Genomic DNA, 25,377 nt, shown 5'->3' on the forward strand with positions numbered 1-25,377 from the left:
ACGGGCCCGAAACACGCAATTGGCACCGAGGCGGCATGGCCTGCCTCGGGCACTAGTGTTACTCCGACTCTACCAGCCGCGTACAAGTTCCGCATCTCGCTGGCGTTGTCAGGCGCCGGCGGGCACGCGGGCCAGTGCCAGGCGGCGCAGGGCACGTGCCGATGGGTGGTCCCCCACGGTGAGCGTCGTCTTGCCGCTCAGCAGGGCCAGCGATTGCTGAAAGGCCTGCAGCGGGTCCGCGACATGCGCGAAGGGCGCCCGCAGGCCGGTCGCGCCTTCGGCTGACGACGGCGCAGGGCTCAGCTCTTCCAGCTGGGCGAGGGTCTCCTGCTCGGCGGAAAGCTCGCAGGCCTTGAGCTGCTGATAGAGGCGTTCCAGGCGTTGCACTGCGGCCGGGTCCTGGGTAGCGGGCAGCGTCATCAGTTCCTGCTTCAGCTGGCGGCGGCGCTCGCGCAGCATGCCGGTCATCCAGCCCTGCCAGTCGCGCACGTCTTCCAGCAGGCGAGTGGGCGAGGCGGCCAGGGCGATGCCGTGGGCGGACAGCCAGTGAATCCACAGCAGCTCGCAGACATCGAGGCCCGCCTCGTCCTGCAGCAGCAGGCAGGTACTCATCATGTCCGGCGTCGGCTGAGGGTTGCCCGCAGAGCCGACCTCGCCGGGCAGGGCATACAGAGACAGCGCGTAGTCCCACAATCCGATAGAATATGCGCCCATCAAGTCGGCCTCTTCGTGTGTCACGGATGATGTCTCTTCATGTGCCACCGATGATGTCTCTTCACGAGTCGCGTCCAGCAGCTTGCTGAGTCGTAGCGCTCGTGTCGGTGGCGGTGAACGGGAGCCCGACGTCCCCCGTATTTTCTGATCGAGGTTGTCATGATTGCACTGCGCCAGCTCGCCCTGCAACGCGGCGGAGCACCGCTGATCGACGAAGCGGACCTGACGCTGCATGCCGGTCACAAGGCCGGTATCGTCGGCCCCAACGGCGCCGGCAAGTCGAGCCTGTTCGGCCTGATCCTCGGCGAGTTGACGCCCGATAGCGGCACGGTATCGCTGGCCGGTGGCGTGCGTGTCGCGCACATGGCGCAGGAAATCGATGCGCTGGAGCGCCCGATCGTCGACTACGTCATGGACGGGGACCACGCGCTGCGCGAGGCCGAGCGTGCCCTGGCGGCCGCCGAAGAGAGCGGCGAGCACCAGCGTCAGGCCGAGCTGCACGCCCATTTCGACACCCTCGATGGCTACACCGCACGGGCACGTGCCGAGCAGCTGCTGGTCGGCCTCGGCTTCAGCCAGGCGCAGCTCAGTCAGCCGCTGGCGGCCTTCTCGGGGGGCTGGCGCATGCGTGCCAATCTGGCGCGTACCCTGTTCACGCCGTCTGACCTGCTGCTGCTGGATGAGCCGACCAACCACCTGGATCTCGATGCGCTGCTGTGGCTGGAGCAATGGCTGGCGCGTTATTCCGGCGCGTTGTTGCTGATCTCCCACGACCGCGACTTCCTCGATGCGGTGTGTGATCACATCATCCACTTCGATCGCCGCAAGCTGGTGGTCTACAAGGGCAACTACAGCCGCTTCGAACGCACGCGTTCCGAGCGTCTGGTGCGCGAGCAGGTCGAGCACGAGAAGACCATGGCGCGGCGTGCCGAGATCGAGGATTTCGTGCGCCGCTTCAAGGCCAAGGCCACCAAGGCGCGTCAGGCCCAGAGCCGCATGAAGATGCTGGAGCGCATGGAAGAGACGGCGGCGGTCAAGGCCGATTCCCCGTTCCACTTCACCATCCCGTGCTCCGACAAGATCTCGCATCCGCTGCTGGGGCTGGACCGCGCGGTGATCGGCTATCCCGGTCAGCCGCCGCAGCTCTCCGGGGTGCGCTTCTCGCTGCTGCCGGGGCAGCGCATCGGTCTGCTCGGCCCCAATGGCGCCGGCAAGTCGACGCTGATCAAGGCGCTCACCGGCGAGCTTGCGCTGGTCGAGGGCCAGCGGACCGCCGGCGAGCATCTGGCCATCGGCTACTTCGCCCAGCATCAGGTGGACGGGCTCGACCTGTCCTCGACGCCCTTCAATCATGTGCTGCGCCTGTCACCGTCGGCGGGTGAGCTGGAGATCCGCACCTTCCTCGGCAGCTTCGGCTTCCACGGCGATGAGGTCTACGCCACGGTGGAGTCGTTCTCCGGTGGCGAGAAGGCGCGTCTGGCGCTGTCGCTGATCGCGTGGCAGAAGCCCAATCTGCTGCTGCTGGATGAGCCGACCAACCACCTGGACCTCGACATGCGCGAGGCGCTCACCGATGCGCTGGCGACCTTCGAGGGCACCGTGATTCTGGTCTCCCACGACCGCCACCTGCTGCGTGCCTGCGTCGATGAATTCTGGTGCATCGCCGATGGCCGCGTGACGCCCTTCGATGGTGACCTGGATGACTACCGTGCCTGGCTCAAGGCGCGGGTCGAGGGCGAGCGGCGGGAAGCGCGCGCCCAGAAGGATGCCGATGCGGGGACAGACAGCACGCGCACGCCGGACCGCAAGGAAGCGCGCCGTCAGGCGGCTGAACTGCGCGAGAAGCTGCGTCCGCTCAAGAAGGTCAGCGACAAGGCCGAGCAGAAGATGAGCAAGGCGCAGGGCGAGCTGGACAAGATCGAGGAAGCGTTGGGCGACGCCACGCTCTACGAGGCGGACCGCAAGGCGGAGCTGACCAAATTGTTGGCCAGCCAGGGCGAGATCAAGAGTCGCCTCGATGAGGCCGAAGCCGAATGGTTCGAGGCTCAGGAAGCGCTGGAAGAGATGGAAGCCCAGCTCAAGGCGGCGGACTAGGTCATGCGGCTGGACCGCTGGCTGACACGTCAGCCACAGCTCAACCGTCGTCATGCGCTCTCGGCGCTGGCGGCGGGGCGCGTGCGGGTCAACGGTGCGACGATCAGCGACCCGCTGCACGAGGTCGGCCCCTTCGATGACATCCACCTGTCAGCGCCTGACGCGACCGTCTGCCTGCAGGTCGCGCGGTGTCCGCGTCATATCCTGCTCAACAAGCCCGCCGGGGTCGTGACAGCCTGTCATGACCCCGAACACCCCACCGTGATCGATGTGCTGCGTGACACGCTGAATGCACGCGGCGAGGACAGCGGCTGGCTGGCCGAGATCCACCATGTCGGGCGTCTCGACCGTGCGACGACCGGTGCCCTGCTGCTGACCAACGACGGCGAAGTCTCGGCGCGCATCAGCGATGCCGGGCTCGAGGGGCCCGCCAAGCGCTATCGCATGGGGCTGGAGCGGCCCCTGGCGGAGGCCGAACAGGAAAGCGCCATCGCACAGGTTCGCCAGGGGGTGCTGCTCGAACATGATCCGCGCCCGACACTGCCGGCCCAGCTTGCGTTTCTCACCGCAGACCAGGCACGCCTGACGCTGCACGAGGGGCGCCATCATCACGTCAAGCGACTGTGGCGCAGCCTGGGCAATCGCGTGGTGTGGCTGCACCGTGAGTCGGTGGCGGGCTTGAGTCTCGAGGGGCTGGCGCTTGGGGAGTGGCGCGAGCTTACCCGCGAGGAGTGTTCACGGCTGGGGGCCGCGCAGCCTCGCGGGTGAGGCCACCCGGCGGGTGGCGTCTTGCCGACACCGGGTTATCCACACCCGCCTGGCGCGCCGCCAGTGCGTGACGGCTGCGATGGGGTGTGGATAGATCATGCTGAATCGTCGTCAGCGTTGCTCAGCTGCCGGTCGCTTGGCTGGGCAAATCCTCTGCCGTGATGCTCGCCTCGTCATCGTCGCTGGAGCTTGCCTCCGGCGTCGACAGGCTGACCAGCTCGCCCTCGGCATTGCGCGTGAAGTTGCGCACGATGACCCCGATATCCTCCGGCAGCGGCGCAAACTGGCTGCAGCGGCTCAGCACTTCCTGCATGTCCTGATAGCCACTGTCGCGACGCGAGTCGATGGTCGCGCGCGAGAAGTCGATATCCTTCAGAGAGGTCTCGCCCGGGCGCGCCGAGGCCAGCAGGCGCACCACGTTGATCGAGGGCTGCTGGGTCATGGCGAGGATGCGCTGGATCTTCGGCGACTGGCGCAGCTCCTCCGGCAGATGGTCGGCGAGATTCTCGATCCCCATGCGCAGCGCCTGATTCTCCTCCAGCAGATTGAGGTGCTCGCCGGCACGGCTGGAATACTGGATATCCTTCTCGCGCAGCTGCGCTTCCTGCAGGGTCTCCGGCACCTTGCCATCGGCACTCCACAGGTCGATCACGTAGCAGTTGACCACCGTCTCGCCATGCGGACGCTCCGACAGCACCCAGCTGACGGGCGTATTGGAGTAGAGGCCGCCATCCCAATAGGCTTCGCCATCGACCCACACCGGCGGGAAGGCCGGTGGCAGGGCGCCGCTGGCCAGAATATGGCGGTGGTCCAGCGCTTCATGCGAGGAGTCGAAGTAGCGCAGCGCGCCGCTGCCGATATTCACCGCCCCGACCGACAGGCGAACGTTCTCCGGGTGGCGGGCATCGAGGCGCTCGAAGTCCACCAGCCGGTTGAGCGTGTCGCCAAGCGGCTCGGTGTCGTAGAGGCTGGGCGGCTCGCCGAAGAAGCTCTGCCAGATCGGTACCGTCCACAGCGGGCGCGGGCGGAAGAAGCCCGGAATGCCCCAAAGCATGGCGGAGGTACGCGCGACACTGCGCTCCCACGGATGAAAGGCGGGGCCCATGCTGGCAGCCGGTTGGGCGATGCCATACCAGAATGACTCGAGGGCCTTGAGGCGCTCGCCCTCCGGATTGCCGGCGATCAGGGCACCATTGATGGCGCCGACCGAGGTGCCGACCACCCAGTCGGGCTGGATGCCGGCTTCGGCCAGCGCCTCGAAGATGCCGATCTGGTAGGCGCCGAGCGCGCCACCGCCTTGCAGCACCAGAATATTGAGCGCATCGGCGCAGAAGTCGCAGGATGTATCACGCATGAAACCTTCTCCTCTCTAGCAGTGCAGCACTCCGCCGGGGAATGCCCGAGGTCAGGGGGACCGTCGCGAGCGAGACGCCATGTGATGGGGGAGGCGTGGACTCGTGGAGGCGGCAAAAGGGTGACGAGGTGCATATCAAGGGCAGCAAAGCACCTGATCAAGGCAATGAGACACTGGTGAAAAGCAATCGAAGTGCTTTTATTGTGCAGTGCAGCATAGCGCTTGTCAGCATAGCACGCATCCTCGCCTTGCGTGTCTGCGATCTCATTCAAGCGACTGACTGAGGCTGCAAGGGCAGTGGTAAAGGTGAGGGTGAGGACAGGAGCAGCGGCCGTGCGGCGGTCATTGGCACCAGGGCGTCAGCCACAGGTCGGCTGCCAGCAGCAGCAATGCATAGCGTCCGCCCTTGGCGATCACGATCAGGACGATGCTTTTCCACCATGCCAGCCGGAAGACGCCCGCCAGCACCGTCAGCGGGTCGCCGATCAGCGGGGCCCAGCTCAGCAGCAGGCTCCAGGCGCCAAAGCGGCGATACCACAGGGTGCCGCGCGCCAATGCGCGCCGCGAGACCGGAAACCAGCGCCGTGTGCGCAGACGACGGGCGCCACGCCCCAGGGCGACGTTGATCAGGCTGCCGAGCGTGTTGCCCAGCGTCGCCGCGATCCATAGCGCCCAGGGCGCATGCCCCTGGCACCACAGCCCCGCGAAGGCCGCCTCCGATCCGCCGGGCAGCAGGGTGGCGCTGGCCAGCGAGATCACGGCGAGCGAGGTCAATGCCGGCAATGACAGTAGGGCCACTTCATTCATATCACTTTCTTCTGTTTTTCACGGTGGCAGGGCGCTGGGGGTGGCTTTCTTCCCTCCTCAGCTCGGGTATGCTGTTGGCACGTCAAAGCCATATTTCGGGAGCTTCCTGCATGCATATTCCGTGCGTCCTGACGATAGCGGGCTCAGACCCCTCCGGGGGAGCCGGCATTCAGGCGGACCTCAAGACATTCTCTGCGCTGGGCGCCTACGGGGCCAGCGTGATCACGGCGCTGACGGCGCAGAATACCTGCGGTGTGCGCAGCGTGGAGGCGGTCTCGCGGGAATTCATCGCCGCACAGCTGGACGCCGTGCTGGATGATCTCGATATCCGCGCCGCCAAGATCGGCATGGTGGCCGATCCGCTGGTGGTGGAAATGCTCGCCGACCGCCTTCAGCAGCGTCGCCCGCGCTGGGTCGTGCTCGACCCGGTGCTGGTCGCCAAGAGTGGCGATGCGCTGGTCAATGATGCTGCCATCCAGTCGGTGGCCGAGCACCTGGTGCCGCTGGCCGACATCATCACGCCCAACCTGCATGAAGCCGCGGTGCTGCTGGGTGAGCGGCGCCTGATCGGGCGCTCCGACATGCCCGAGGTCGCCCGCGAGCTGCGTGCCCGAGGCGCGAAGGCGGTGTTGATCAAGGGCGGGGCGCTTGAGGGGCAGGCCTGCGATGACCTGCTGGTCAGCGATGCCGGCGAGCAATGGCTGTGCGCGCCGCGCATCGAGACCGACAACCTGCACGGCACCGGCTGCTCGATGTCTTCCGCCATCACGGCGCGCCTGGCGAACGGCCTGCCGTTGCCGCAGGCGGTGGTCGAGGCACGCGAATGGCTGCTGGGCGCGCTGCGCGCCTCCGACCAGCTCAACGTCGGCAAGGGCCGTGGGCCGGTGCATCATTTCCACGCCCTGTGGTAAGCCAGCCAGAGCCAGCCTGTGAAACCCGGTCTGCAGGAGTGATGAACCCCGCGAGCTCCCCTTGATCACTGCCAGCCAACGAGTAGATGCCATGCCTATATCGCCGCTGTATCGCTTGTCCGTGTCAGCTGTCCGTGGCGCCGTTTGCAGCCTGAACGCTGCCTGTCATGCCGTCAGCCTGCCGGTGGCGAGTGCGCCGCGCTGGCTGGCCGCGGGCGTGATGGGGGCGCTGCTTGCCACCAGCCCGGCGGCGCTCGCCGTCGAGATCAAGGGGGTGACCTTCGCGGATCAGGTGACCACGCAGTCCGGCCAGCCGCTGACGCTGATCGGCAGTGGGCTCTTCACCTACCTGCTGTGGGACGCCTATGTCGGCGCCTATTATCAGGATGCGCGTCGCCCGCGCCCGGCGCCGCTCAAGGATGTCTCGCGCCGCCTGGTGCTGGAGTACTTCCATGCCATCGATGCCGAGGACTTCGCCAAGGCGACCACCAAGGGCGTGCGCAAGAACCTGTCAGCGGCGGATTTCGCGGCGATCGAGCCTGAATTGACGCGCTTCAATCGCGCCTATCAGGACGTCGTGCCGGGGGATCGCTATGCGCTGCAATGGCTGTCCGCCGGTGGCGGCAGAGGCACGCTGTCGCTGGTGCTGAACGGGCAGGTCATCTTCGAAAGCGATTCACTGGCGCTGGCCAATGGCCTGTTCGCGATCTGGCTTGGCGATGAACCGGCCCAGCAGGATTTCCGTACCCAGCTGCTGGGGCAGTAGCGCGCGTTCTCCATCTGGCCCCTCTAGCCCCTCTCTAGCCCCTCTTTAGCCTATCTGGCCCATCTGTCGCGGCATCGCTATCGTCTTGCGCCTTTCGCCTCTATCGAGACACCACGAAAAACGCCCCTGCCGGGAGTCCCGGCAGGGGCGTTTTTCATGCTCGTCTTTCTCTCTTTCTAACATTCTAACTTTCTATCTTTCCATCACTCTTTCGATCCTTGCTATCTACCTGGCGGAGCTGACGCGCTTGCCTGGGCTTACTTGCCTTCGGCAGCCTTGATGTCGGCCTGCAGGGTGTCGAGGATCTTGCTGCCACGCTCACCGGATTGCTCACGATAGACTTCCCAGCCCTTCTCGCCGACCGGGCGGAAGGCTTCGCGCTGCTCATCGGTCAGCGTGATGATCTCGATGTCGCTGTCTTCCTTGATCTTCTCCAGACGGTCGGCGTTGTACTCCTCCTGCTTCTCGAAGATGTACGGACGCATCTCGTTGGTGACCTTGTCGAGCATCTGCTGCTGCTCGTCATCCAGACCGGAATAGAAGTCACTGGAGGCCACCAGCGTGGTGATGAACTGCGCCTGCTTGGCCTGGATCATGTAGTCCTGAACTTCGTAGAAGCTCATTTCCTGGATGGCGAACACCGGGTTCACCTGGCCGTCGATCTGGCCCAGCTGCAGGCCGGAGTAGACCTCGGAATAGGGCATCGGCGTCGGGTTGGCACCGTAGCCGCGATAGCTCTCGACCAGAATCGGCGAGGTCATGGTGCGGATCTTGAAGCCTTCCATGTCCTCGGGTGTCTTGATGTCACGGTTGCCGGTCCACACCATCCAGCCTTCCGGAATCACGCCCAGCAGCTGGAGGTTCTGCTCGGTGTAGGCCTCGGACAGCATGTCGATGGCCTTGGAGTTGCCAAGCACCTCTTCATTGACGGCATTGTCGTCGGAGAACAGGAAGTGCAGCGTGAAGACGCCCGACTCCGGAATCACCGAGGCCAGGTGACCCGGTGAGGCAAAGGTCAGCTGGATGGCATCGCTCTGCACCAGTTCGGTGAGCTGTGAGGAGGTACCCAGTGCACCGTAGGGGTAGATCTCGACATCGATGTCACCACCGGAAGCCTCTTCGATACGCTTCTTGAATTCCTGGGCGTAGGCATCCTGCACGCTGCCGGAGACTTCCTCCAGCGCGAAACGCCAGGTGTCCGCCTGCACGCCCGCGGAGGCCAGCGCCGCCATGCCCAGGCCGGACGCGAGGGCGCCTCCCTTGATGAACGCGGCGAGACGAGAAAGGGGAACAGGAGTCCTGGACGTCTCGCGATTCTGCTCGGGTGACGGGTTCCATTGCATCGTCATCTTGTTCTCCTTGTGTGATTTCCATCAGCGTCGGGCGGCTCTGGGCATACCCGGCGTGCAACTTGCATCATTTAGATAATATTGCCATTCTTAATATAATAAAAAAATTACCAAATTGGATAGTATGATTAGAATTTATTATGAATAAGCTGAGCCTGTGCGCATGAGGCTCTGGTACTCGAGCTCTGGTACTCGAGCACTGGTGCTTGAGGCTCTGTCCGTCGCTCGCCAGACAGACATGCCGCGCGTCGGCCGCATACTGATTTCAAGCGCCGCTAATAAAGCTAGAACAAGAGTAGCCAAAGTGAAAATCACGGCGGCGCCGCGGAAAATTTCAATGGATCGTACTGGCAAATGCAGGCTGTCTAGCGCAAACCACTGCGCTCATGACGTCTGGTAGAAAGCCTATCTGGCAGGATGCCACATCAACAGGAAGCCGCTTCATGAACTCGCCCCCCTCCAAGTCTCCCTCCGCTGACGAGACCCACCCCGCCCCGGCCGAGACGAAAGGCGGTCAGGACCCCCTCGCACATCTGCCTGCGCCGCTGCGCCGTCTGGCCGCCTGGTTTGAACGTGGTGACCAGGGCCTGGCGCATGTCGAGCGCTGGTTGATCGCCCTGTGCGTGCTGGGCATGGCGACGGCCAGCATCGCCAACGTCATCGGGCGCAACGTCTTCAACTACAGCCTGCCGTTCACCGAAGAGCTGATGCAGATCCTGCAGCTGTGGCTGACCTTCCTCGGCATCAGTTACGGCGCGCGCGCCGGGCGCCATATCCGCGTGACGGCGCTGCTGGACTTCATGCCGCCGTGGTTGCGCAAGGTGCTGCTGATCGCCGGACAGGTCATCACCTGTGCCTTGCTGGCCTACCTCGCCTGGCTGGCGGTGGATTATCTGCAGAGCCTGGCCAAGTCCGGGCGTGTCACTCCGTCGCTGCGCTGGTCGCTGGCGGCGCTCTATGCCGTGGTCCCGCTGGGACTGGCGCTCGGGGCTCTCCAGTACCTGATGGCGATCCTGCGCAACCTGCTGGCGCAGGGCGCCTGGTTGTCATGGCGTACGGCGGAGATGGACGAGAACGAGGAAGTCGACGGCAGCGGCGCGCTCTAGCCACTGCGTCTGGAATGTCTTCTCGATGCCTCGATAGACGATTGATCACACTTCATTGACCCAGGGACGGAAGCTGCGATGTGGATTCTGCTCGTGATGGTTGGGCTGCTGTTGCTTGGGGTACCCATGATGGTGCCATTGAGCGTCGGCACCTTTTTCTTGTTGTTCAGCGATTTTCCCTTCCTCAAGCCGGAGCTGGTGATCCAGCAGATGATCGGTGGCCTGCAGCCGGTGGTGCTGACGGCGGTGCCGATGTTCATTCTGGCGGCCGATATCATGCTCAAGGGCTCCACTGCCCAGCGCCTGCTGGATCTGGTCGAGCGCTTCGTCGGCCACTGGCGCGGTGGCCTGCCGGTGACCACCGCGCTGGGCTGCACCCTGTTCGGCGCGGTGTCCGGCTCCACCCAGGCCACGGTGGTGGCGATGGGGCGCCCGCTGCGCCCGCGGCTGCTGGAAGCCGGTTACAGTGACAAGTTCACCATCGCGTTGATCATCAATGCCTCCGATATCGCGCTGCTGATTCCGCCCTCCATCGGCATGATCATCTATGGCGTGGCGACCGGTACCTCGGTGGGTGACCTGTTCATCGCCGGTATCGGCCCGGGGCTGATGATCCTGGTGCTGTTCTCGCTCTACTGCATGTGGAAGTCGTGGAAGCTGGGCATCGCCCCGCAGCCCAAGGCGGACTGGCCCGCACGCCTCAAGGCCTTGAAGCGCGCCAGCCTGCCGGCGGGCTTCCCGGTGATCATCATCGGCGGCATCTACTCGGGCATGTTCTCGCCGACGGAGGCCGCCACGGTCTCGGTGATCTACGCGCTGATTCTCGAGATGCTGATCTATCGCGGCGTGACCCTGAAGGACCTGCCCAGTGTGGCCTTCTCCACGGGGCTGATCACCGCGGTGGTGTTCATCCTGGTGGCGGCGGGCGCGGGCTTCTCGTGGATGATCTCCTTCGCCAAGATTCCGGATGCCATCCTCGGCGGCTACATCCCCTACCTGTCGGAGCATGCGCTGGCGCTGTTGGCGGTGATCGCGGCGGCCTACTTCGTCGGCTGCATGTTCGTGGACCCCATCGTGGTGATCCTGATTCTGGCGCCGGTGTTTGCGCCGGCAGTCGATGCCGCCGGGCTGGACCCGGTGCTGGTCGGCACCCTGGTCACCCTGCAGGCGGCGATAGGTTCGGCGACTCCGCCCTTCGGCTGCGACATCTTCACGGCGGTGGCGGTATTCCGAAAACCGTACATGGAGGTCATCCGGGGGACGCCGCCCTTCATTGCCCTGCTGTTGCTGGCGACGGTGCTGCTGATGCTGTTCCCGCAGATCGCGCTGTTCCTGCCGAGCCTCGCCAACTAGCAGCTCGTCAACTAGAAGCTCGCCAACTGGCAGCTCGCCCACTCAAGTAGCACCTGTCGCGCCCCGCAGGCCCAGTCTGCGGGGCGTTCGCGTCTGGTATGCTCCCGACCACGAAATGTCATGAACATCATTCATCTCTTGAAGGAGCAAGCGGCATGCGAGCATTGATCCAGCGCGTCACACGGGCAGAAGTCGTGGTCGAGGACGAGAGCGTCGGCGCCATCGAGGGCGGTCTGCTGGTGCTGGTGGGCGTCGAGAAGGGCGATGATGAGGCGCGTGCCGACAAGCTGCTGCACAAGCTGCTGCATTACCGCGTCTTCGCTGACGAGAACGACAAGATGAACCTCAACGTCCAGCAGGCGGGCGGCAGTCTGCTGCTGGTCTCGCAGTTCACGCTGGCGGCGGACACCGGCAGCGGCATGCGCCCCAGCTTCTCCTCGGCGGCGCCACCGGCGGAGGGCGAGCGGCTGTTCACCTATCTGGTCGACAAGGCGCGTGAGCGCGGGCGAGAACTCGGGGTGGGAATCGAGACCGGACGCTTCGGTGCCAACATGCAGGTCTCGCTGCTCAATGACGGGCCGGTGACCTTCCTGCTCGAGAGCTGATCGCGCAGACCCAAAAAAGCCGCCCCCGAGGGGGCGGCTGCAAGCATTGGATGACAAGACTGCGCCGTCTCGCGGGAGCGCGGTTACTGCACGCCTTCCGGGTTGCGTGCGTTCAGGTAGGCCTGTTCAGAGACCTCATGCCACTTCTCGACCTTGCCTTCGAAGGTGGTGTAGGACTCGTAGATGCGGCCGGCCAGATCGTTGGAGTCGCCGAGTTTCTTGACCACTTCGCCAGACAGCTCACGCGCCTTGTCGAGCACGTCCTGTGGGTAGCGGCGCAGCTCGACCTTGTGCTCGTTGAGCAGTGTCTCGAGGGCGTCGTTGTTGCGCGCGGTGTACTCGTCGAGCATGTCCTGGTTCACGTCACGTACCGCGGAACGCAGGATGGCCTGCAGGTCCTTGGGCAGCTCGGCCATGGCGTCGTCATTGACGATGGCCTCGAAGGTGACGGTCGGCTCGTGCCAGCCCGGATAGTAGTAATACTTGGCGGCCTGATAGAGGCCGAAGGCCAGGTCGTTGTACGGGCCGATCCACTCGGTGGCATCGATGGCCCCGGACTGCAGCGAGGTGAAGATCTCGCCGCCGGGCATGCTGACCGTCGCCACGCCCATCTGCTGCATGACATCGCCACCCAGACCCGGCATACGCATCTTCAGACCATCGAGGTCGGCGACCGAGTTGATCTCCTTGTTGAACCAGCCGCCCATCTGCACGCCCGAGGCGCCGCCCGCCATGACTTCGACGCCGAACTTGTCGTAGACCTCGTTCCACAGCTCCAGACCGCCGCCGTAATGCAGCCAGGCGTTCATTTCCTGCGCGGTCATGCCGAAGGGCACGGCGGCGAAGAACTGGGCTTCCGGCGCCTTGCCCTTCCAGTAGTAGGAAGCCGAGTGACCGATCTGCGCGGTACCGGAAGATACGGAGTCGAGGACCTCGAAGCCCGGGACCAGCTGGCCTGCGCCATAGACCTTGATCTTGAGACGGCCGTCGGACATCTCATCGACCAGACGTGCGAGGCGTTCCGGCCCTTGGCCCACCCCCGGGAAGTTCTTCGGCCACGAGGTGACCATCTTCCAGGTGAAGGTATCGGCGGCATTGGCGACGGCCGGCAGGGTGCCCATGGCGGTCATGGTGCCGACGGCAATGCCGAAGGCGAGTTTGTTGAGTTGCATGGCATGCTCCTTGAAGTGCCCGATTGTTGTTGTGCACCGGTCATGAACTGGCGCTGGGCAAGAGGTGGGCCGCGAACGACCCCCGGATATGATGCATCTGCATGAGCCGACTGGCGGCTCTCCCATCAGCTGGCGGGGCAGGCCCCGCCAATTCAGTTGCTGCTCTGTAGTTGTTCTGTCCGTGTTCTGTCCGTGCTCTGTCCTTGTGCTGTCTCGTCAGTCGTGGCCTAGAACTGGGCCGGCAGCCAGGTCGCCAGGCCCGGGAAGGCGGCCAGGGCGCCCAGCATGCACAGCTGGATCAGGATGAACGGCACGACACCCTTGTAGATCTGGCTGGTGCTGACTTCCTTGGGCGCCACGCCGCGCAGATAGAACAGCGCGAACCCGAAGGGCGGCGTCAGGAAGGAGGTCTGCAGGTTGATGGCGATCATGATGCCCAGCCAGATCGGGTCGAGGCCCATGGCCAGCAGCACCGGGCCGACGATCGGCACCACCACGAAGGTGATCTCGATGAAGTCGAGGATGAAGCCGAGCAGGAAGATCACCAGCATCACCACCAGGGTGGCACCGATGACGCCGCCGGGCATGTTCTCGAAGATCTCGGTGACGACCTCTTCGCCGCCGAAGCCGCGGAACACCAGCGAGAACAGCGCGGCACCGATCAGGATCAGGAACACCATCGAGGTGACATTGGTGGTGGAGCGCACCACTTCCGTCAGGGTCTTCAGGCTCAGCTTGCGGTTGGCGAGGGCCAGCATCAGCGCACCGAAGGCGCCCACGGCAGAGGCTTCGGTCGGGGTCGCCAGACCGCCGAGAATCGAGCCGAGCACACAGACGATCAACACGATCGGCGGCACCAGCCCCTTCATCAGCAGCCAGAAGATGCTGCCGGTATGTCCCAGCTCTTCCATCAGTGCATCACGATCGACGGCCGGCGCCTTCTCCGGCTTCAGCCAGGCGACCATGGCGATGTAGACGATATAGGCGAGCACCAGAATCAGGCCCGGAATCAGCGCGCCGATGAACAGGTCTCCCACCGAGACGGTCTTCGGGCTCCAGATGCCCATCGACAGTTGCGCCTGCTGATAGGCGGAAGACAGCACGTCGCCCAGCAGGACCAGCGCGATGGACGGCGGGATGATCTGCCCCAGGGTGCCGGTGGCACAGATGGCACCGGTGGCCAGTGACGGGTCATAACCGCGCTTGAGCATGGTCGGCAGTGACAGCAGGCCCATGGTGACGACGGTCGCGCCGACGATACCGGTGGAGGCGGCCAGCAGCATGCCGACGATGGTCACGGAAATCCCCAGCCCGCCACGCAGCGAGCCGAACATCAACGCCATGGCGTCGAGCAGCGTCTCGGCAACCTTGGACTTCTCCAGCAGCACGCCCATCAACACGAACAATGGCACGGCCAGCAGGGTCTGGTTGGTCATGGTGCCGTAGAGGCGGTTGGGCATCGCGGACAGGAAGCTGGCATCGAATACGCCCTGGGTAATGCCCAGCGCATCCAGCCCCATGCCGAGTCCGGCGAAGGCAAGCGCGGTACCGGCCAGTGACAGCGCCACCGGATAGCCCAGCATCAAGACGATACAGATACACACGAACAGCAGCAGTGGCATGATCTCGAGCATTACACCAGCTCCTCATCGTGGTCAGGGGTGTCATCGCTCGCATGCGGAGAGGGCAGGCGGCCCATCAGGAACAGCAGATGGCGGCCGGCTTCCGCCACGCCTTGCAGCATCATCAGGATGGCGATGGCCGGGATCAGGGTCTTGAGCAGGTAGACGCCCGGCAGGCCGCCGGATTCGGGTGAGGCTTCCTTGATGCCCCAGGAATCGCCCACGTAACCGAGGCTGGAGAGCAGGATGAAGGTCATCACCGGGAACAGCAGGAACAGGGTGCCGCCGAGATCGACCCACGACTTCCCGCGGTGCGACATGCGCTGATAGAAGATATCCACCCGCACATGGCCGTCGTGCTTGAGCGTGTAGCTGGCGGCGAGCAGGAAGACGGCCGCGTGCATGTACATCACGGATTCCTGCATGGGGATGCTGTTGATGTTGAAGGCGTAGCGCAGCATCACGATGGTGAATTCGACCAGCATCATGATGACGACCAGCCAGGACACGCAGCGTCCCAGCCCCTCGGTCATGCGGTCGAGCCCTGTGAGCCAGCCGGGGGTAGAGGCATTGGCAGACATGGAGTCCCCTTGGCCTGCGGGTAGCAGGTGATGATTGTTGGTGTTGTTGTTGCTTTGCCGACAGCGTCTGCTGTGTCTTTGCCAAGCGCTTGTGTTGCAAGCGATTGCTGGCAAGGTCGCCAATTCAGATGTTGCTCATGTTGTGGTCAGTCGCGGTGTCCAGCAAGCCGTGATGGCATCGCTTTGAACAACGCTATTCCACGCTTCATCCCTGTAAGTGACGTCGCTCGGATGCGGCATGCCATCAGTCATCGCTAAGTCAACGATTAATCCACGTCATTGGCAGACAAAGAGTAGCGAGCGGCGCCGCAACAACAAATGGATCATTGGTCTGACAGGCGGTTTTTGTCTTTGGTTACAGTGAGATAGGCGAAGAAATACCGGCAGGCAGGCAAGGAAACGGGCAAGTAAGGGCGCTGCAGATCGCGTTATGCGCATCCAACAGTCCGCAAGCGATGCGCCGCAGACGCGGCGGCAGGGGTGAGCATCATGGCGCAGACAGCTGCCGGCAGGCCGTAGCTGAGGGAAGCCTGGGTCGGGAAAGTCAGGCGGGAAAGCCAAGCGGGAAAGTCAGGCGGGAAAGTCAGGCGGGAAAGCCAAGCGGGAAAGCCAGGCGGGAAAGCCCGGCGGGAGAGCCAGGCAGTAGAAGGGGCGATATCCGGGGGATCGATATCCGAGGGGCTGGCGTCAGAGATGCCTATGCAAGAGAGACAGGCGTCAGGCGAGCCCGATCGCCTTGCGGCATGCGGCTGGCAGATGGACTTCTACCGCAAGCGGCAGATGGTCGGAGAACAGGTGCGACAGCGTGGTCGGGTGGCTCAAGCGCAGCGTCGAGGAGACCAGGATATGGTCGAGTCCACGGCGTGGCTGCCAGGCCGGGTAGCTGTTGATGGCCTTGCTGGGGCGGGAGTCGAGTGCCTCGCTGAACGTCTTGTGCTGACGAAGCTGGGCCAGTGTGCAATTGAGGTCGCCCATCACGATGACATGCTTGAGGGGCGCGATCAGCTCGCCAAGGTACTGCAGCTGACGATGCTGGATACGGGCGCCGAGTGCCAGGTGGGTCACGAAGACATGCAGGGCGTGTTCGCCCTCGCCGAAGCGGGCATGGATGGCCCCGCGTCCCGGCAGCGTGCCGGGCAGGCTGTGCTCTTCGAGATGGCTGATCGGCAGGCGCGACAGCAGGCCGTTGCTGTGCTGAGCCAGGCGGCCCAGGTTGCGGTTGAGCTGCTGATAGCGATGCGGGAATTCGGCCGTCTCGGCCAGTGAATCGATCTGATTGACGTTGCCGGAGCGGAAACTGCCACCGTCGACTTCCTGCAGCCCGACGATATCGTAGGGCGTGATGGCGGCGGCGATCAGCTCCAGACGCTTGCGGCGCATCGGGTGTGGCAGCACATGCTGCCAACCGCGGGTGACGTAGTGATGCCACGCCGCGGTATGGATACCGACCTGCATGTTGAAGGTCAGCAGACGCAGGGGAGGTGCCGTCTCGTCGAGTCCGGCACCTCCCGCGGCGCTGGCGGCCACTGGGTCAGCAGCCACTGTCATCAAGCGGTGTCCTTGCTGCCGGCTTTCTCTTCACGCACCTGCTCGACCAGCTCGTCGGTGATCTTGAGCATGTTCTGCAGTGAGCCTGCCGTGCTCGGCGAGATGACATAGCGGCCATCCACGATCAGTGCCGGTACGCCCATGATCTTGTAGGCGCGCATCTGGGCGTGGGCCTGATTGACCTGGCTCTTCACGCCGAAGGAGGTCAGAGACTTCTTGGCGTCTTCTTCGCTGACGCCGTAGTCGCTGTAGAACTTGGCGATATCATCCGGGTCGGTCAGGCGCTGGTGGTCCTGATGGATGGCATCGAAGAAGGCCTTGTGGGTCTCGTCGAGGATGCCCAGGTCCTTGGCGGCATAGAAGGCATAGGCGTGCTTGACCCAGTCCTGCCCCATGGTGGCCGGCAGACGGTTGAAGGTCACGTCACTCGGCAGCTCGTCGATCCACGGCTCGAGGCTGGATTCCAGCTTGTAGCAGTGCGGGCAGCCATACCAGAACGCTTCGACCACTTCGACGTTGCCCGCCGGCGCGTCGGTCTTCACCGGCTCGTCGAGTACCTGATAGTCCTTGCCAGCTTCAGCGGCGAACACGCTTGCTGACAGGCCAAGGCCCGCCACCAGAGTCAGTAGGGGTTTCCATTTCATGGAACATCTCCATCGGATTGAGGCATGCCCGGGCATGATACCCGGCAACATTAGTGATGCATCGAGTATGCGTGTCAGCCACCACTGCTGTCGAGACTGCCGGGCGGGACACGGCGGATCACTGTCGGGCCAGCCTAGCGTGACAAGGTTGACCGTTGGATGAACGCCGTTCGATCACGCGCCATACAAGGCGTCGCTCGAACACGCCCCGTGAACGGCGTGCTGGTGCCGGTCGTAATCAAGTCAGTCATACGCGATACCCGGCTGAACGGATGCCTCAGCGCAGGCCGTGGAGATATTCGGCCACCTGCTGCATGTCGCTGTCACTCATGCGCGCGGCGATGCTGCTCATGATGGCGTTCGGGTCGTTGTCGCGGCTGCCGTCGAGGAAGGCCTTGAGTGCCGTCACGGTATAGGCGGGGAATTGCCCGGCCAGCGCCGGATAACCTGCCGAGTCGATGCCTTCACCACGCGGACCATGACAGGCTGTGCAGGCCGCGATGCCGCGCTCGAGCGAGCCGGCCCGATACAGCACCTCGCCTGCACGGGCCGCCTCTGGCTCGGCCTGACCACGATTGGCGGGCTGCGCGGCGTAATGGGCCGCGATATCGGCGATGTCCTGATCGCTCAGGTTGTCGGCGATACCGGCCATCTGCGGCACCGAGCGGCGACCATCCCGGATGTCGGCCGTCTGCTTGCGCAGGTAGTGGGCCTGCTGGCCAGCAAGATGGGGGAAGGCCGGCGTCGGCGAGATGCCCTGGGCGCCATGACAGGCAGCACAGACGGCAGCCTTGGCCTTGCCTGCCGCGGCATCGCCGACCAGCGACTCGGCGGCGGCCCCCGTCGGCAAGGTGGCGGCCAACATAGTGGCAGCAACTGCCAGCAGCAGGCGCAAAGGGCGCTCGGGGGTCTGCCTTGGTCTCATCAGCTCATCCATTTCACTGGTCCCTGTTTCACGAAGAGGCCCGTTCGGGGCTTGTATCATCCGGCGTGGATGGTGGCCTCTGTCATTTCCCCGGTGCCCGCGCCGTGCTGCGCGCGGTGAGAAGTGCACCCCACTCTCGCAGCCCGTGAGAGCAGGGTGGTACACTAGGCCTCATGATCGCCATGCTGACCTTGCAGGCAGTATAGCGAATCCCCTCAGGGCGCGTGAGCGTGCCTGTCGCCAGTCGTGTCATCGCAGTAATCCAGTGCATCTTCCCGCTGTCGTCGGCAAGTTGCAGCGCCGATGACAGGGCATGCGGCACTCTTTTCGTTACACCGGTCGTTTCTTCTGCTCTCTCGTGATGTCGCGCGGGCGAGACGTCCGCCTTCAACAGGTATTCAGAACTCCCATGGCCGAATCAGCTCCTTCGACCCCCAAGCTCCATTATCGTCAGGCGCGCTTCCTGATCAGTGCCGCGACTCTGGCCCAGTGCCCGACGGACGTGGGTGCCGAAGTGGCCTTCGCGGGTCGCTCCAATGCCGGCAAGTCCAGCGCCATCAATGCGCTGACTTCGCAGAAGGCGTTGGCCCGTACCTCCAAGACCCCCGGCCGCACCCAGCTGATCAACTATTTCACCATCGGTGAAACGGGCCGCCATCTGGTCGATCTGCCCGGCTATGGCTATGCCAAGGTGCCGGACAAGGTGAAGCGCGAGTGGCAGTCACACCTGTCCAACTACCTGCGCAACCGCCAGTCGCTGCGGGGCCTGGTGCTGCTGATGGATGTGCGCCATCCGCTGTCCGAATTCGACCAGATGATGCTGGGCTGGGCCGATGAGGCCAAGATGCCGGTGCATATCCTGCTGACCAAGGCGGACAAGCTGAAGCGCGGGCCTGCTGCGGCAAGCCTGCAGAAAGTGCGTCACGCGCTCAAGGAGTGGGAAGACCTGGTCACCGTGCAGCTGTTCTCGTCGCTGAAGTACTCTGGTGTCGAGCAGGTGCATGCCAAGCTCGACGAGTGGCTGGCGGACCCGTCGGTGATGGATGGCGTGGAAGAGATGGCGGGCGATGAGGCGCCGCAGGACCCCTTCGACGACTGACTGAAGGTGTAAGGCGATTAGGGGCGGATCCTCGAACTACGCCACCTTGCATGACGAAACGGCCACCCCTCGGGGTGGCCGTTTGCGTTACGACAGGCACGCTGTCACTCACATCTGCGCTTTTGCGCTTCCCCAAGGGCCAATCACATGAACAGGCTGCGCGGCGCGCTGCTGATGGGGTCAAGGCGGGTCAAAGAGCTCGTCTCCCTGGGTGCCGAGAGAATATGCGGCACCTTTGCCGCGGGCTCGACGACTTCCGGCATCGTCACGGCCTCGCTGGGGACGAGCAGGCTGCGCATGGCATCCTGTGGTGAGGCCGCCGGGGCCTCCTGCACGCCGGATTGCAGCGTCGCGAGGCTGGCACGTCCACTGTAGACCGCCACGATGACCAGCAACGCGGATGCCAGCACGATGGCCACGCCTTTCAGCAGGGCGCGGCTGGTCTGACGCGAGGGCGTCATGATCGGCGCGCGCTGCTCGCCTTCACCATGCAGGGGCGGCCTCTGGGGAGAGGAAGATGACACACGGTAGCGCGGGAGTGAGTGGGTGCTCATGCTGGCCTCTCCTGTTGAGGTCGAGGTGGCAGGCATCTCCCAGCGCAGATTCAGGAACCCCAGGCAGGGTTCAATATCGACGACGCTGAGAAACTTGTACATGAAATATGGTTGAGGCGTCATTTTTGTACAAGTTTTAATTCACTCAGCCATTGGGCACACCAGGCGCATCAGGCGCGCCACACCTTGAGCCTCAGCCGTCGGTCGCTCAGTCATTCTCACACTCAATCATTCCACCACTTGCACCGTCACTCAGTCATTCCGTCACTCAGTCATTCAGGCGTGCAATCAGCGCCGGCAGTTCGCGGACATGCGAGATGACATGTACGCCTGCCGGGACGGGGCCCGGCGCGCCCTGGCCCTTGACGTCGATCCAGGCGGCCTGCATGCCCAGGCGCGCGGCAGGCAAGGCATCTTCCTTCCATGAGTCACCGACATGCAAGGTGGTGGAGGGGCGGCTGCCCAGGCGTGCCATGGCGGCGAGGAAGGGGCGCGCATCCGGCTTGGGTGCCAGCCATTCGCCGGCGGCGATGCTGAACTCGAAATGATGATCCAGCGCGAGGCGAGCCAGGTCGACATTGCCATTGGTGATGGCACCAAGACGGTAATCGCGGGCGAGGGAGTCGAGCAGCTCGCTGGCTTCCGGGAAGGGCGTCAATTCGTGGCGCAGCGCCAGGAAGCGCTCGATGGCGGCGCGCGACCAGTGGCCCGCCTGCTCATCATCATGCCCGGCATCGCGCAGCATGGCGTGCATGGCCTCGCGCCGCAGCCAGGTGAAGTCACCGCGGCGCAGCGGGTGCTCCAGCCCCAGCGCCATGCGGCGACGGGTGTATTCCTCGAGGGGGAAATCATTGGCATGCCCGATCTCGCCATCCAGCCAGGCGTAATGCTCGGCCTCGGCGCGCTCCATCACCGCGCGATTGGCCCACAGGGTGTCATCGAGATCGAAGGTCAAGGCCGTCAGGCGAGGCGCATTGGCAGGCGTCACAGGGTGTCATCCTTGAGTGGAGCATCAATAGGGGAGGTGGCGTCGGTGTCTGACGTTGCCGTCGCTGACCCGCGCTGGCGGCGGGCGCGAGGGTGGGCCTGATCATAGGCGCTGGCCAGTTGCTGCCAGTCGAGGCGCGTGTAGATCTGGGTGGTCGAGAGGTGAGCGTGCCCCAGCAGTTCCTGCACGGCGCGCAGGTCGCCGCTGGATTCGAGCAGATGACTGGCGAAGGAGTGGCGCAGGCGGTGCGGGTGAAGATGCTCGGGCAGGCCACGTTCTTTCGCCTGCGTCACCAGCCTGAGCTGAACCCCACGCTGACCGAGGCGACGCCCCTGCTGGCCGACGAACAATGCCGGCTCGTCCCGGGCGGCGAGCTGACCACGCACCACCAGCCAGGCATCCAGCGCCTGGCGGGCGCGTGAGCCGATCGGCAGCTGGCGGGGCTTGTCGCCCTTGCCGCGTACGCGCAGGCGGCGGATTTCCAGCATGTCGAGGTCGAGGCTGACCAGCTCCGAGAGACGCAAGCCCGCGCCGTAGAGCAGTTCCAGCATCGCCTGATCGCGGATCGCCAGCGGGGAGCCGTCATGCGGGCAGTCGAGGAAGCGCGCCAGACTGTCGATATCCACCGGGCGTGGCAGGTGGTCCGGCAGGCGTGGTGTCTGCACCAGCCCCGCCGGGTTGTGTGGCAGCACATCCTGCTCGACCAACCAGCCACAGAAACGGCTGATCGCCGCGCGCCGCCTTGCCAATGAGCGTGGCGCGAGGCCACGACTGCGCTCGGCGCCCAGAAATCGCCTGAGCGTCGGTACGTCCAGCGCCTGCCAATCCTGCGGCAGGGGCGGCGCGTCCTTTGCACCAGCGGCGCTGCTGTCCGCCGCGGGGCGCAGCATGAAGGCGGTCAACGCCTGCAGATCGCGCGCGTAGGCGCTGACGGTCGCGTGGCTGCTGTCGAGGGCAAGCTCGGCGAGAAATTCCCGACAGGTCGCGGACAGCGCCTGCTCGGCGGCAACACGCTCGGCGTTGCTCGCTGAGGTGCCATCGGTGGATGTGTCGATGACCGAGGCGCCGTGGGCCGGCTCGAGGCGACTCATCGACTGGCCTGGTCGTCACGGCTCGAGGAGCGCAGTGGTGCCTGGCCCGGGACATCGCGGCCCAGGCAGCGGGCCAGCACGTCACCGAGGTATTCGGGAAACAGGGTGTCGAGACCGGCCCGGAACTGCTCGGCATCGGCACTCGCCACCACCAGATAGCCCAGGCACTCGCCACGGGTCAGGCGCACGATGACGGCGGAGCCGCGCGTGGCATCGGCCTGGCTGGCATCGACGAGGTCTGCGCAGTCGGCGCCGAGTGGCCACTGATGGTCGGGCAGCAGGGCTTCCCAGCGCGTGCGCGGCATGGCCAGGCAGCGACTGGCGCGACCCTCGAGCAGACGCTCGAACTGCTCGCCGCGCGCATCGTCGAGCGCCTGGCGCGGTGGCTGTGCCGAGGCACCGGCGTCGCGCTGCCACAGACAGACGGCCGCGATGTCGAACAGCTCGCTGAGACGCGTGGCCAGCGTTTCGGCCAGCGCATCATCGGACTCGGCATCGAGCAGATCCAGCACCAGCTGACGCAGGCGCTGATAGCGACTCTCGTTGTCGCGTGCGGCGGTCAACAGCTCCTCGAGGCGCTCTTCTGCCTGATCGGTCCGCCCGCGCAGGTCATGTACCAGCCGCTCCAGCAACGAGATGCTGCCGCCGCGCGCTTCCGGGTGTGGCACCCGCATGCGTTGCAGCAACCCTTCACGCCCCTCGAAGAAATCGGGATGCGTGGCCAGCCATTCGGCGACCCGATCCGGGTCCAGCGTGCGCGGGCGACGTGACACGGGTGACTCGGCCATGTGGGACTCCTTGCGGACGGTTGGCAGCGGGACGCCGTCGGCCATGTTTCCGGCAGCATCCCTCGGCTGGGGCTGGCGCTCTACAGGATGATGCGGCCTTCGAAGACGGTCTCGGCGGGGCCGGTCATGAATACCGGCTGGCCGTCGCCACCCCATTCGATGCTCAGGGTACCGCCGGGCAGCGTGACATTGACCGGGCTTGCCAGCAGGCCACGGCGAATGCCGGACGCGACCGCCGCACAGGCGCCGGTGCCACAGGCCAGCGTCTCGCCGACACCGCGCTCGAAGACACGCAGGCGCGCTTCATGCGGCGAGACGACCTCGAGGAAGCCGGCATTGACGCGCTTGGCGAAGCGCGGATGCGCCTCGATCCGCGGGCCCAGCGTCAGCACCGGGGCCTGTGCGACACTGTCGACCAGCAGCACTGCGTGGGGGTTGCCCATCGAGACGACGCCGATTTCCAGCGTCTCGCCGTCGACATCCAGGGTGTGCACCGGCAGGTCGGCCTCGGCCTCGAAGGGCAGCGCGGCGGGGGCGAAGCGCGGCGCGCCCATGTCGACGCTCACACGGCCATCCTCGGCCACGACCAGGGTCAGCGGGCCGCCGGCCGTCTCGACGCGAATCTCGCGCTTGGTGGTCAGGCGCTGTTCACGCACGAAGCGCGCGAAGCAGCGCGCCCCGTTGCCGCAGTTCTCGACTTCACTGCCATCGGCATTGTAGATGCGATAGCGGAAGTCCATGTCCGGGTCGCGGGGCGGCTCGACCACCAGCAGCTGGTCGAAGCCGATGCCGAAGTTGCGGTCCGCCAGACGGCGGATATCGGCATCGCGCAGGCGACTGCGCTGCGAGATCAGGTCAATGACCATGAAGTCATTGCCCAGTCCGTGCATCTTGGTGAAGTTCACCAGCATCAGGCATCACCTTCCGGCAGCAGTTGCTCACCGGTCCACAGTTCTTCGAGGCGCTCGCGACGACGCACCAGGTGCATCTCGGGACCATCGACCATCACCTCGGCAGGACGGCAGCGGCTGTTGTAGCTCGAGGCCATCACGAAGCCGTAGGCACCGGAAGAGCGCACGGCGAGCAGGTCGCCCGGCGCGATGGCCAGTTCGCGGTCCTTGCCGAGGAAGTCACCGGTCTCGCAGACCGGGCCGACCACATCGTAGCTGGCGGACTTGCGCGTCTCGCGCGTGTCGACGGTGACGATGTTCTGCCACGCCTGGTACAGCGACGGACGGATCAGGTCATTCATGCCGGCATCGATGATGGCGAAGTTCTTCTCTTCACCGGGCTTGAGGTACTCGACACGGGTCAGCAGTACGCCGGCGTTGGCGGCGATGGAGCGGCCCGGTTCGAACAGCAATGTCATCTCGCTGCCGTGCTCATAGCGGGCCAGACGCTCCAGCAGGGCGCTGGCGTAGGCGAAGGGCTCCGGCGGAGTCTCGTTCTGGTAGGGCACACCGAGGCCGCCGCCGAGATCGAGGTGCTCGATGACGATGCCGCGTTCCCGCAGGCGACCCAGCAGGACCAGCAGGCGTTCGAGGGAATCGAGGAAGGGCGCCAGCTCGGTCAGCTGGGAGCCGATATGGCAGTCGGCACCGACCACCTGCACGTGCTCCATGGCGTTGGCGATCTCGTAGACCTCCAGCGCCTGTTCGACCGGAATGCCGAACTTGTTGGCCTTGAGGCCAGTGGAGATGTACGGGTGAGTGCCGGCATCGACGTCGGGATTGATGCGCAGCGACACCGGTGCGACGCGTCCGAGACGGCCCGCGACGGCGTTGAGGCGTTCAAGCTCCGGCAGCGACTCGACGTTGAAGCACTTGATGCCCAGCTCCAGTGCACGCTCCATCTCGCCTGCCTGCTTGGCGACGCCGGAGAACACCACCTTGGCGGGGTCGCCGCCGGCCTTGATGACGCGCTCCAGCTCACCGGCGGAGACGATGTCGAAGCCGGCGCCCAGACGTGCCAGCACATTGAGCACCGCCAGGTTGGAATTGGCCTTCACGGCATAGCAGATGAGATGCGGGTGGTCGCCCAGCGCATCCTGATAGGCCTTGAAGTGGCGCTCGAGCGTGGCACGGCTGTAGACGTAGCACGGCGTGCCGAACTGCTCGGCCAGCGTGGCGAGCGAGACGTCTTCGGCGTGCAGCACGCCATCCTGATAAACGAAGTGATCCATGATCCGGCCTGCAAGATGTCGCGCCGGCGGGCATCACCCGCCGGAGATGAATAAGGGGGCTCAGGCGTCGCTGCCGGAAGTCTCGGCAGCGGCGGTGCTCTCTGTCTCGGAGGCGTCAGCTGCCGGCGCGGGAGCTTCGGCACGCTGACCACCGGCATCGGCGTCCGCCGGCAGATAGAGCGGGCCTTTCTGGCCGCAGCCGGCCAGCAGGCCAGCACCCAGCAGCAGCGCCGCGAGGGTGCGAAGGGTATGACGGGCGGACTGGCTCATCAGATGACGCATCGGGCGGCCTCCTGGCAGCAAGCGATAGAGCGATGCGGGCCCGGTTGCCATGGGTGGCGACCAGGCCCGAAAGA

The 25,377-nt window shown here is 64.9% G+C and carries 24 protein-coding genes and 1 pseudogene; 8 read left to right on the top strand and 17 right to left on the bottom strand.

Annotation, left to right across the window (positions count from 1 at the left end; all coding sequences use genetic code 11):
* Nucleotides 1-108 precede the first annotated feature (108 nt).
* On the bottom strand, nt 109-714 hold the full coding sequence (locus IZU87_RS07370) for a TIGR02444 family protein (protein WP_213114157.1): 606 nt from the start codon (nt 712-714) through the stop codon (nt 109-111).
* Nucleotides 715-873: 159 nt separating this feature from the next.
* Here IZU87_RS07370 and IZU87_RS07375 point away from each other — a divergent pair, with 159 nt between their 5' ends.
* Nucleotides 874-2,808, top strand: coding sequence for an ATP-binding cassette domain-containing protein (locus tag IZU87_RS07375; protein ID WP_213114158.1), 1,935 nt, complete (start codon nt 874-876; stop codon nt 2,806-2,808).
* Between the two features lie 3 nt (nt 2,809-2,811).
* Nucleotides 2,812-3,576: a pseudouridine synthase gene (locus IZU87_RS07380; RefSeq protein WP_213114159.1), complete on the top strand. Its 765-nt coding sequence runs from the start codon at nt 2,812-2,814 to the stop codon at nt 3,574-3,576.
* A 121-nt stretch (nt 3,577-3,697) separates the two neighbouring features.
* Here IZU87_RS07380 and IZU87_RS07385 read toward each other — a convergent pair whose 3' ends face one another.
* Nucleotides 3,698-4,930: a patatin-like phospholipase family protein gene (locus IZU87_RS07385; protein WP_192839066.1), complete on the bottom strand. Its 1,233-nt coding sequence runs from the start codon at nt 4,928-4,930 to the stop codon at nt 3,698-3,700.
* Nucleotides 4,931-5,272: 342 nt separating this feature from the next.
* Nucleotides 5,273-5,737, bottom strand: a complete 465-nt coding sequence (locus tag IZU87_RS07390) for a YqaA family protein (RefSeq protein WP_438265439.1) — start codon at nt 5,735-5,737, stop codon at nt 5,273-5,275.
* Nucleotides 5,738-5,847: 110 nt separating this feature from the next.
* Between IZU87_RS07390 and thiD the strand changes: the two genes are divergently transcribed.
* Nucleotides 5,848-6,648, top strand: a complete 801-nt coding sequence (gene thiD, locus IZU87_RS07395) for a bifunctional hydroxymethylpyrimidine kinase/phosphomethylpyrimidine kinase (RefSeq protein WP_043333319.1) — start codon at nt 5,848-5,850, stop codon at nt 6,646-6,648.
* A 91-nt stretch (nt 6,649-6,739) separates the two neighbouring features.
* Nucleotides 6,740-7,414, top strand: coding sequence for a chalcone isomerase family protein (locus IZU87_RS07400; RefSeq protein ID WP_213114160.1), 675 nt, complete (start codon nt 6,740-6,742; stop codon nt 7,412-7,414).
* Between the two features lie 257 nt (nt 7,415-7,671).
* On the opposite strand, the gene IZU87_RS07405 is transcribed toward IZU87_RS07400, so the two are convergent.
* Nucleotides 7,672-8,763: a TRAP transporter substrate-binding protein gene (locus IZU87_RS07405; RefSeq protein WP_234368071.1), complete on the bottom strand. Its 1,092-nt coding sequence runs from the start codon at nt 8,761-8,763 to the stop codon at nt 7,672-7,674.
* Between the two features lie 443 nt (nt 8,764-9,206).
* On the opposite strand from IZU87_RS07405, the gene IZU87_RS07410 reads away from it, so the two are divergent.
* From IZU87_RS07410 to dtd, 3 genes are all read left to right on the top strand, one after another.
* Entirely contained in the window at nt 9,207-9,869 is a 663-nt protein-coding gene (locus IZU87_RS07410; protein WP_213114161.1) for a TRAP transporter small permease, read from the top strand.
* A gap of 78 nt (nt 9,870-9,947) precedes the next feature.
* On the top strand, nt 9,948-11,222 hold the full coding sequence (locus tag IZU87_RS07415) for a TRAP transporter large permease (protein ID WP_054556427.1): 1,275 nt from the start codon (nt 9,948-9,950) through the stop codon (nt 11,220-11,222).
* 155 nt (nt 11,223-11,377) lie between these two features.
* Complete coding sequence (gene dtd / locus IZU87_RS07420; protein WP_131431125.1) at nt 11,378-11,827, top strand: D-aminoacyl-tRNA deacylase; 450 nt, start codon at nt 11,378-11,380, stop codon at nt 11,825-11,827.
* Nucleotides 11,828-11,910: 83 nt separating this feature from the next.
* On the opposite strand, the gene IZU87_RS07425 is transcribed toward dtd, so the two are convergent.
* From IZU87_RS07425 to IZU87_RS07450, 6 genes are all read right to left on the bottom strand, one after another.
* Entirely contained in the window at nt 11,911-12,957 is a 1,047-nt protein-coding gene (locus IZU87_RS07425; RefSeq protein WP_225348088.1) for a TRAP transporter substrate-binding protein, read from the bottom strand.
* Between the two features lie 269 nt (nt 12,958-13,226).
* On the bottom strand, nt 13,227-14,633 hold the full coding sequence (locus IZU87_RS07430) for a TRAP transporter large permease (protein ID WP_054556429.1): 1,407 nt from the start codon (nt 14,631-14,633) through the stop codon (nt 13,227-13,229).
* Complete coding sequence (locus tag IZU87_RS07435) at nt 14,633-15,202, bottom strand: TRAP transporter small permease subunit (RefSeq protein WP_043333327.1); 570 nt, start codon at nt 15,200-15,202, stop codon at nt 14,633-14,635. The genes IZU87_RS07430 and IZU87_RS07435 overlap by 1 nt, the downstream gene beginning before the upstream one ends.
* Before the next feature lie 717 nt (nt 15,203-15,919).
* Nucleotides 15,920-16,750 (bottom strand): endonuclease/exonuclease/phosphatase family protein, encoded by an 831-nt coding sequence (locus IZU87_RS07440; protein ID WP_213114162.1) that lies wholly within the window; start codon nt 16,748-16,750, stop codon nt 15,920-15,922.
* Nucleotides 16,750-17,394 (bottom strand): thiol:disulfide interchange protein DsbA/DsbL, encoded by a 645-nt coding sequence (locus IZU87_RS07445; protein WP_213114163.1) that lies wholly within the window; start codon nt 17,392-17,394, stop codon nt 16,750-16,752. The genes IZU87_RS07440 and IZU87_RS07445 overlap by 1 nt, the downstream gene beginning before the upstream one ends.
* Before the next feature lie 277 nt (nt 17,395-17,671).
* A complete protein-coding gene (locus tag IZU87_RS07450; protein ID WP_339926753.1) occupies nt 17,672-18,319 on the bottom strand; it encodes a c-type cytochrome in 648 nt (215 codons plus the stop codon).
* Nucleotides 18,320-18,728: 409 nt separating this feature from the next.
* On the opposite strand from IZU87_RS07450, the gene yihA reads away from it, so the two are divergent.
* Complete coding sequence (gene yihA / locus IZU87_RS07455) at nt 18,729-19,418, top strand: ribosome biogenesis GTP-binding protein YihA/YsxC (RefSeq protein WP_054556430.1); 690 nt, start codon at nt 18,729-18,731, stop codon at nt 19,416-19,418.
* A 143-nt stretch (nt 19,419-19,561) separates the two neighbouring features.
* Here yihA and IZU87_RS07460 read toward each other — a convergent pair whose 3' ends face one another.
* The 7 genes and pseudogenes from IZU87_RS07460 to lptM all read right to left on the bottom strand — a co-directional run.
* Nucleotides 19,562-19,972 carry a hypothetical protein gene (locus IZU87_RS07460; protein WP_213114164.1) on the bottom strand — a complete coding sequence of 137 codons (411 nt, stop codon included), beginning with the start codon at nt 19,970-19,972 and terminating at the stop codon, nt 19,562-19,564.
* A gap of 268 nt (nt 19,973-20,240) precedes the next feature.
* The gene (locus IZU87_RS07465) at nt 20,241-20,960 is read right to left on the bottom strand and encodes an HAD family hydrolase (RefSeq protein WP_192839074.1); all 720 of its coding nucleotides are present in this window, start codon (nt 20,958-20,960) and stop codon (nt 20,241-20,243) included.
* Nucleotides 20,957-22,051, bottom strand: coding sequence for a tyrosine recombinase XerC (locus tag IZU87_RS07470; RefSeq protein WP_213114165.1), 1,095 nt, complete (start codon nt 22,049-22,051; stop codon nt 20,957-20,959). The genes IZU87_RS07465 and IZU87_RS07470 overlap by 4 nt, the downstream gene beginning before the upstream one ends.
* On the bottom strand, nt 22,048-22,839 hold the full coding sequence (locus IZU87_RS07475) for a DUF484 family protein (RefSeq protein WP_131431130.1): 792 nt from the start codon (nt 22,837-22,839) through the stop codon (nt 22,048-22,050). The genes IZU87_RS07470 and IZU87_RS07475 overlap by 4 nt, the downstream gene beginning before the upstream one ends.
* Before the next feature lie 80 nt (nt 22,840-22,919).
* Complete coding sequence (gene dapF / locus IZU87_RS07480; protein WP_213114166.1) at nt 22,920-23,750, bottom strand: diaminopimelate epimerase; 831 nt, start codon at nt 23,748-23,750, stop codon at nt 22,920-22,922.
* Nucleotides 23,750-25,021: a diaminopimelate decarboxylase gene (gene lysA, locus IZU87_RS07485; RefSeq protein WP_213114167.1), complete on the bottom strand. Its 1,272-nt coding sequence runs from the start codon at nt 25,019-25,021 to the stop codon at nt 23,750-23,752. Before lysA ends, dapF begins: the two co-directional genes overlap by 1 nt.
* A 135-nt stretch (nt 25,022-25,156) precedes the next feature.
* Nucleotides 25,157-25,291 (bottom strand): annotated as a pseudogene (lptM, locus tag IZU87_RS18135) (LPS translocon maturation chaperone LptM); the annotation flags it as partial.
* Nucleotides 25,292-25,377: the final 86 nt, after the last annotated feature.

This window comes from Cobetia sp. MC34, assembly GCF_018340035.1.
GTDB classification, from domain to species: Bacteria; Pseudomonadota; Gammaproteobacteria; order Pseudomonadales; family Halomonadaceae; genus Cobetia; species Cobetia amphilecti.

Bases quoted from the DNA above. Each gene is read 5' to 3' on its own strand.
- IZU87_RS07380 (WP_213114159.1), top strand. From the start codon at position 2,812: ATGCGGCTGGACCGCTGGCTGACACGTCAGCCACAGCTCAACCGTCGT.
- IZU87_RS07440 (WP_213114162.1), bottom strand. From the start codon at position 16,750: ATGACAGTGGCTGCTGACCCAGTGGCCGCCAGCGCCGCGGGAGGTGCC.
- yihA (WP_054556430.1), top strand. From the start codon at position 18,729: ATGGCCGAATCAGCTCCTTCGACCCCCAAGCTCCATTATCGTCAGGCG.
- dtd (WP_131431125.1), top strand. From the start codon at position 11,378: ATGCGAGCATTGATCCAGCGCGTCACACGGGCAGAAGTCGTGGTCGAG.
- dapF (WP_213114166.1), bottom strand. From the start codon at position 23,750: ATGCTGGTGAACTTCACCAAGATGCACGGACTGGGCAATGACTTCATG.
- IZU87_RS07445 (WP_213114163.1), bottom strand. From the start codon at position 17,394: ATGAAATGGAAACCCCTACTGACTCTGGTGGCGGGCCTTGGCCTGTCA.
- IZU87_RS07475 (WP_131431130.1), bottom strand. From the start codon at position 22,839: ATGGCCGAGTCACCCGTGTCACGTCGCCCGCGCACGCTGGACCCGGAT.
- IZU87_RS07405 (WP_234368071.1), bottom strand. From the start codon at position 8,763: ATGACGATGCAATGGAACCCGTCACCCGAGCAGAATCGCGAGACGTCC.
- IZU87_RS07385 (WP_192839066.1), bottom strand. From the start codon at position 4,930: ATGCGTGATACATCCTGCGACTTCTGCGCCGATGCGCTCAATATTCTG.
- IZU87_RS07370 (WP_213114157.1), bottom strand. From the start codon at position 714: ATGGGCGCATATTCTATCGGATTGTGGGACTACGCGCTGTCTCTGTAT.
- lysA (WP_213114167.1), bottom strand. From the start codon at position 25,021: ATGGATCACTTCGTTTATCAGGATGGCGTGCTGCACGCCGAAGACGTC.
- thiD (WP_043333319.1), top strand. From the start codon at position 5,848: ATGCATATTCCGTGCGTCCTGACGATAGCGGGCTCAGACCCCTCCGGG.
- IZU87_RS07430 (WP_054556429.1), bottom strand. From the start codon at position 14,633: ATGCTCGAGATCATGCCACTGCTGCTGTTCGTGTGTATCTGTATCGTC.
- IZU87_RS07415 (WP_054556427.1), top strand. From the start codon at position 9,948: ATGTGGATTCTGCTCGTGATGGTTGGGCTGCTGTTGCTTGGGGTACCC.
- IZU87_RS07410 (WP_213114161.1), top strand. From the start codon at position 9,207: ATGAACTCGCCCCCCTCCAAGTCTCCCTCCGCTGACGAGACCCACCCC.
- IZU87_RS07400 (WP_213114160.1), top strand. From the start codon at position 6,740: ATGCCTATATCGCCGCTGTATCGCTTGTCCGTGTCAGCTGTCCGTGGC.
- IZU87_RS07425 (WP_225348088.1), bottom strand. From the start codon at position 12,957: ATGACCGCCATGGGCACCCTGCCGGCCGTCGCCAATGCCGCCGATACC.
- IZU87_RS07460 (WP_213114164.1), bottom strand. From the start codon at position 19,972: ATGAGCACCCACTCACTCCCGCGCTACCGTGTGTCATCTTCCTCTCCC.
- IZU87_RS07390 (WP_438265439.1), bottom strand. From the start codon at position 5,737: ATGAATGAAGTGGCCCTACTGTCATTGCCGGCATTGACCTCGCTCGCC.
- IZU87_RS07435 (WP_043333327.1), bottom strand. From the start codon at position 15,202: ATGTCTGCCAATGCCTCTACCCCCGGCTGGCTCACAGGGCTCGACCGC.
- IZU87_RS07450 (WP_339926753.1), bottom strand. From the start codon at position 18,319: ATGAGACCAAGGCAGACCCCCGAGCGCCCTTTGCGCCTGCTGCTGGCA.
- IZU87_RS07470 (WP_213114165.1), bottom strand. From the start codon at position 22,051: ATGAGTCGCCTCGAGCCGGCCCACGGCGCCTCGGTCATCGACACATCC.
- IZU87_RS07375 (WP_213114158.1), top strand. From the start codon at position 874: ATGATTGCACTGCGCCAGCTCGCCCTGCAACGCGGCGGAGCACCGCTG.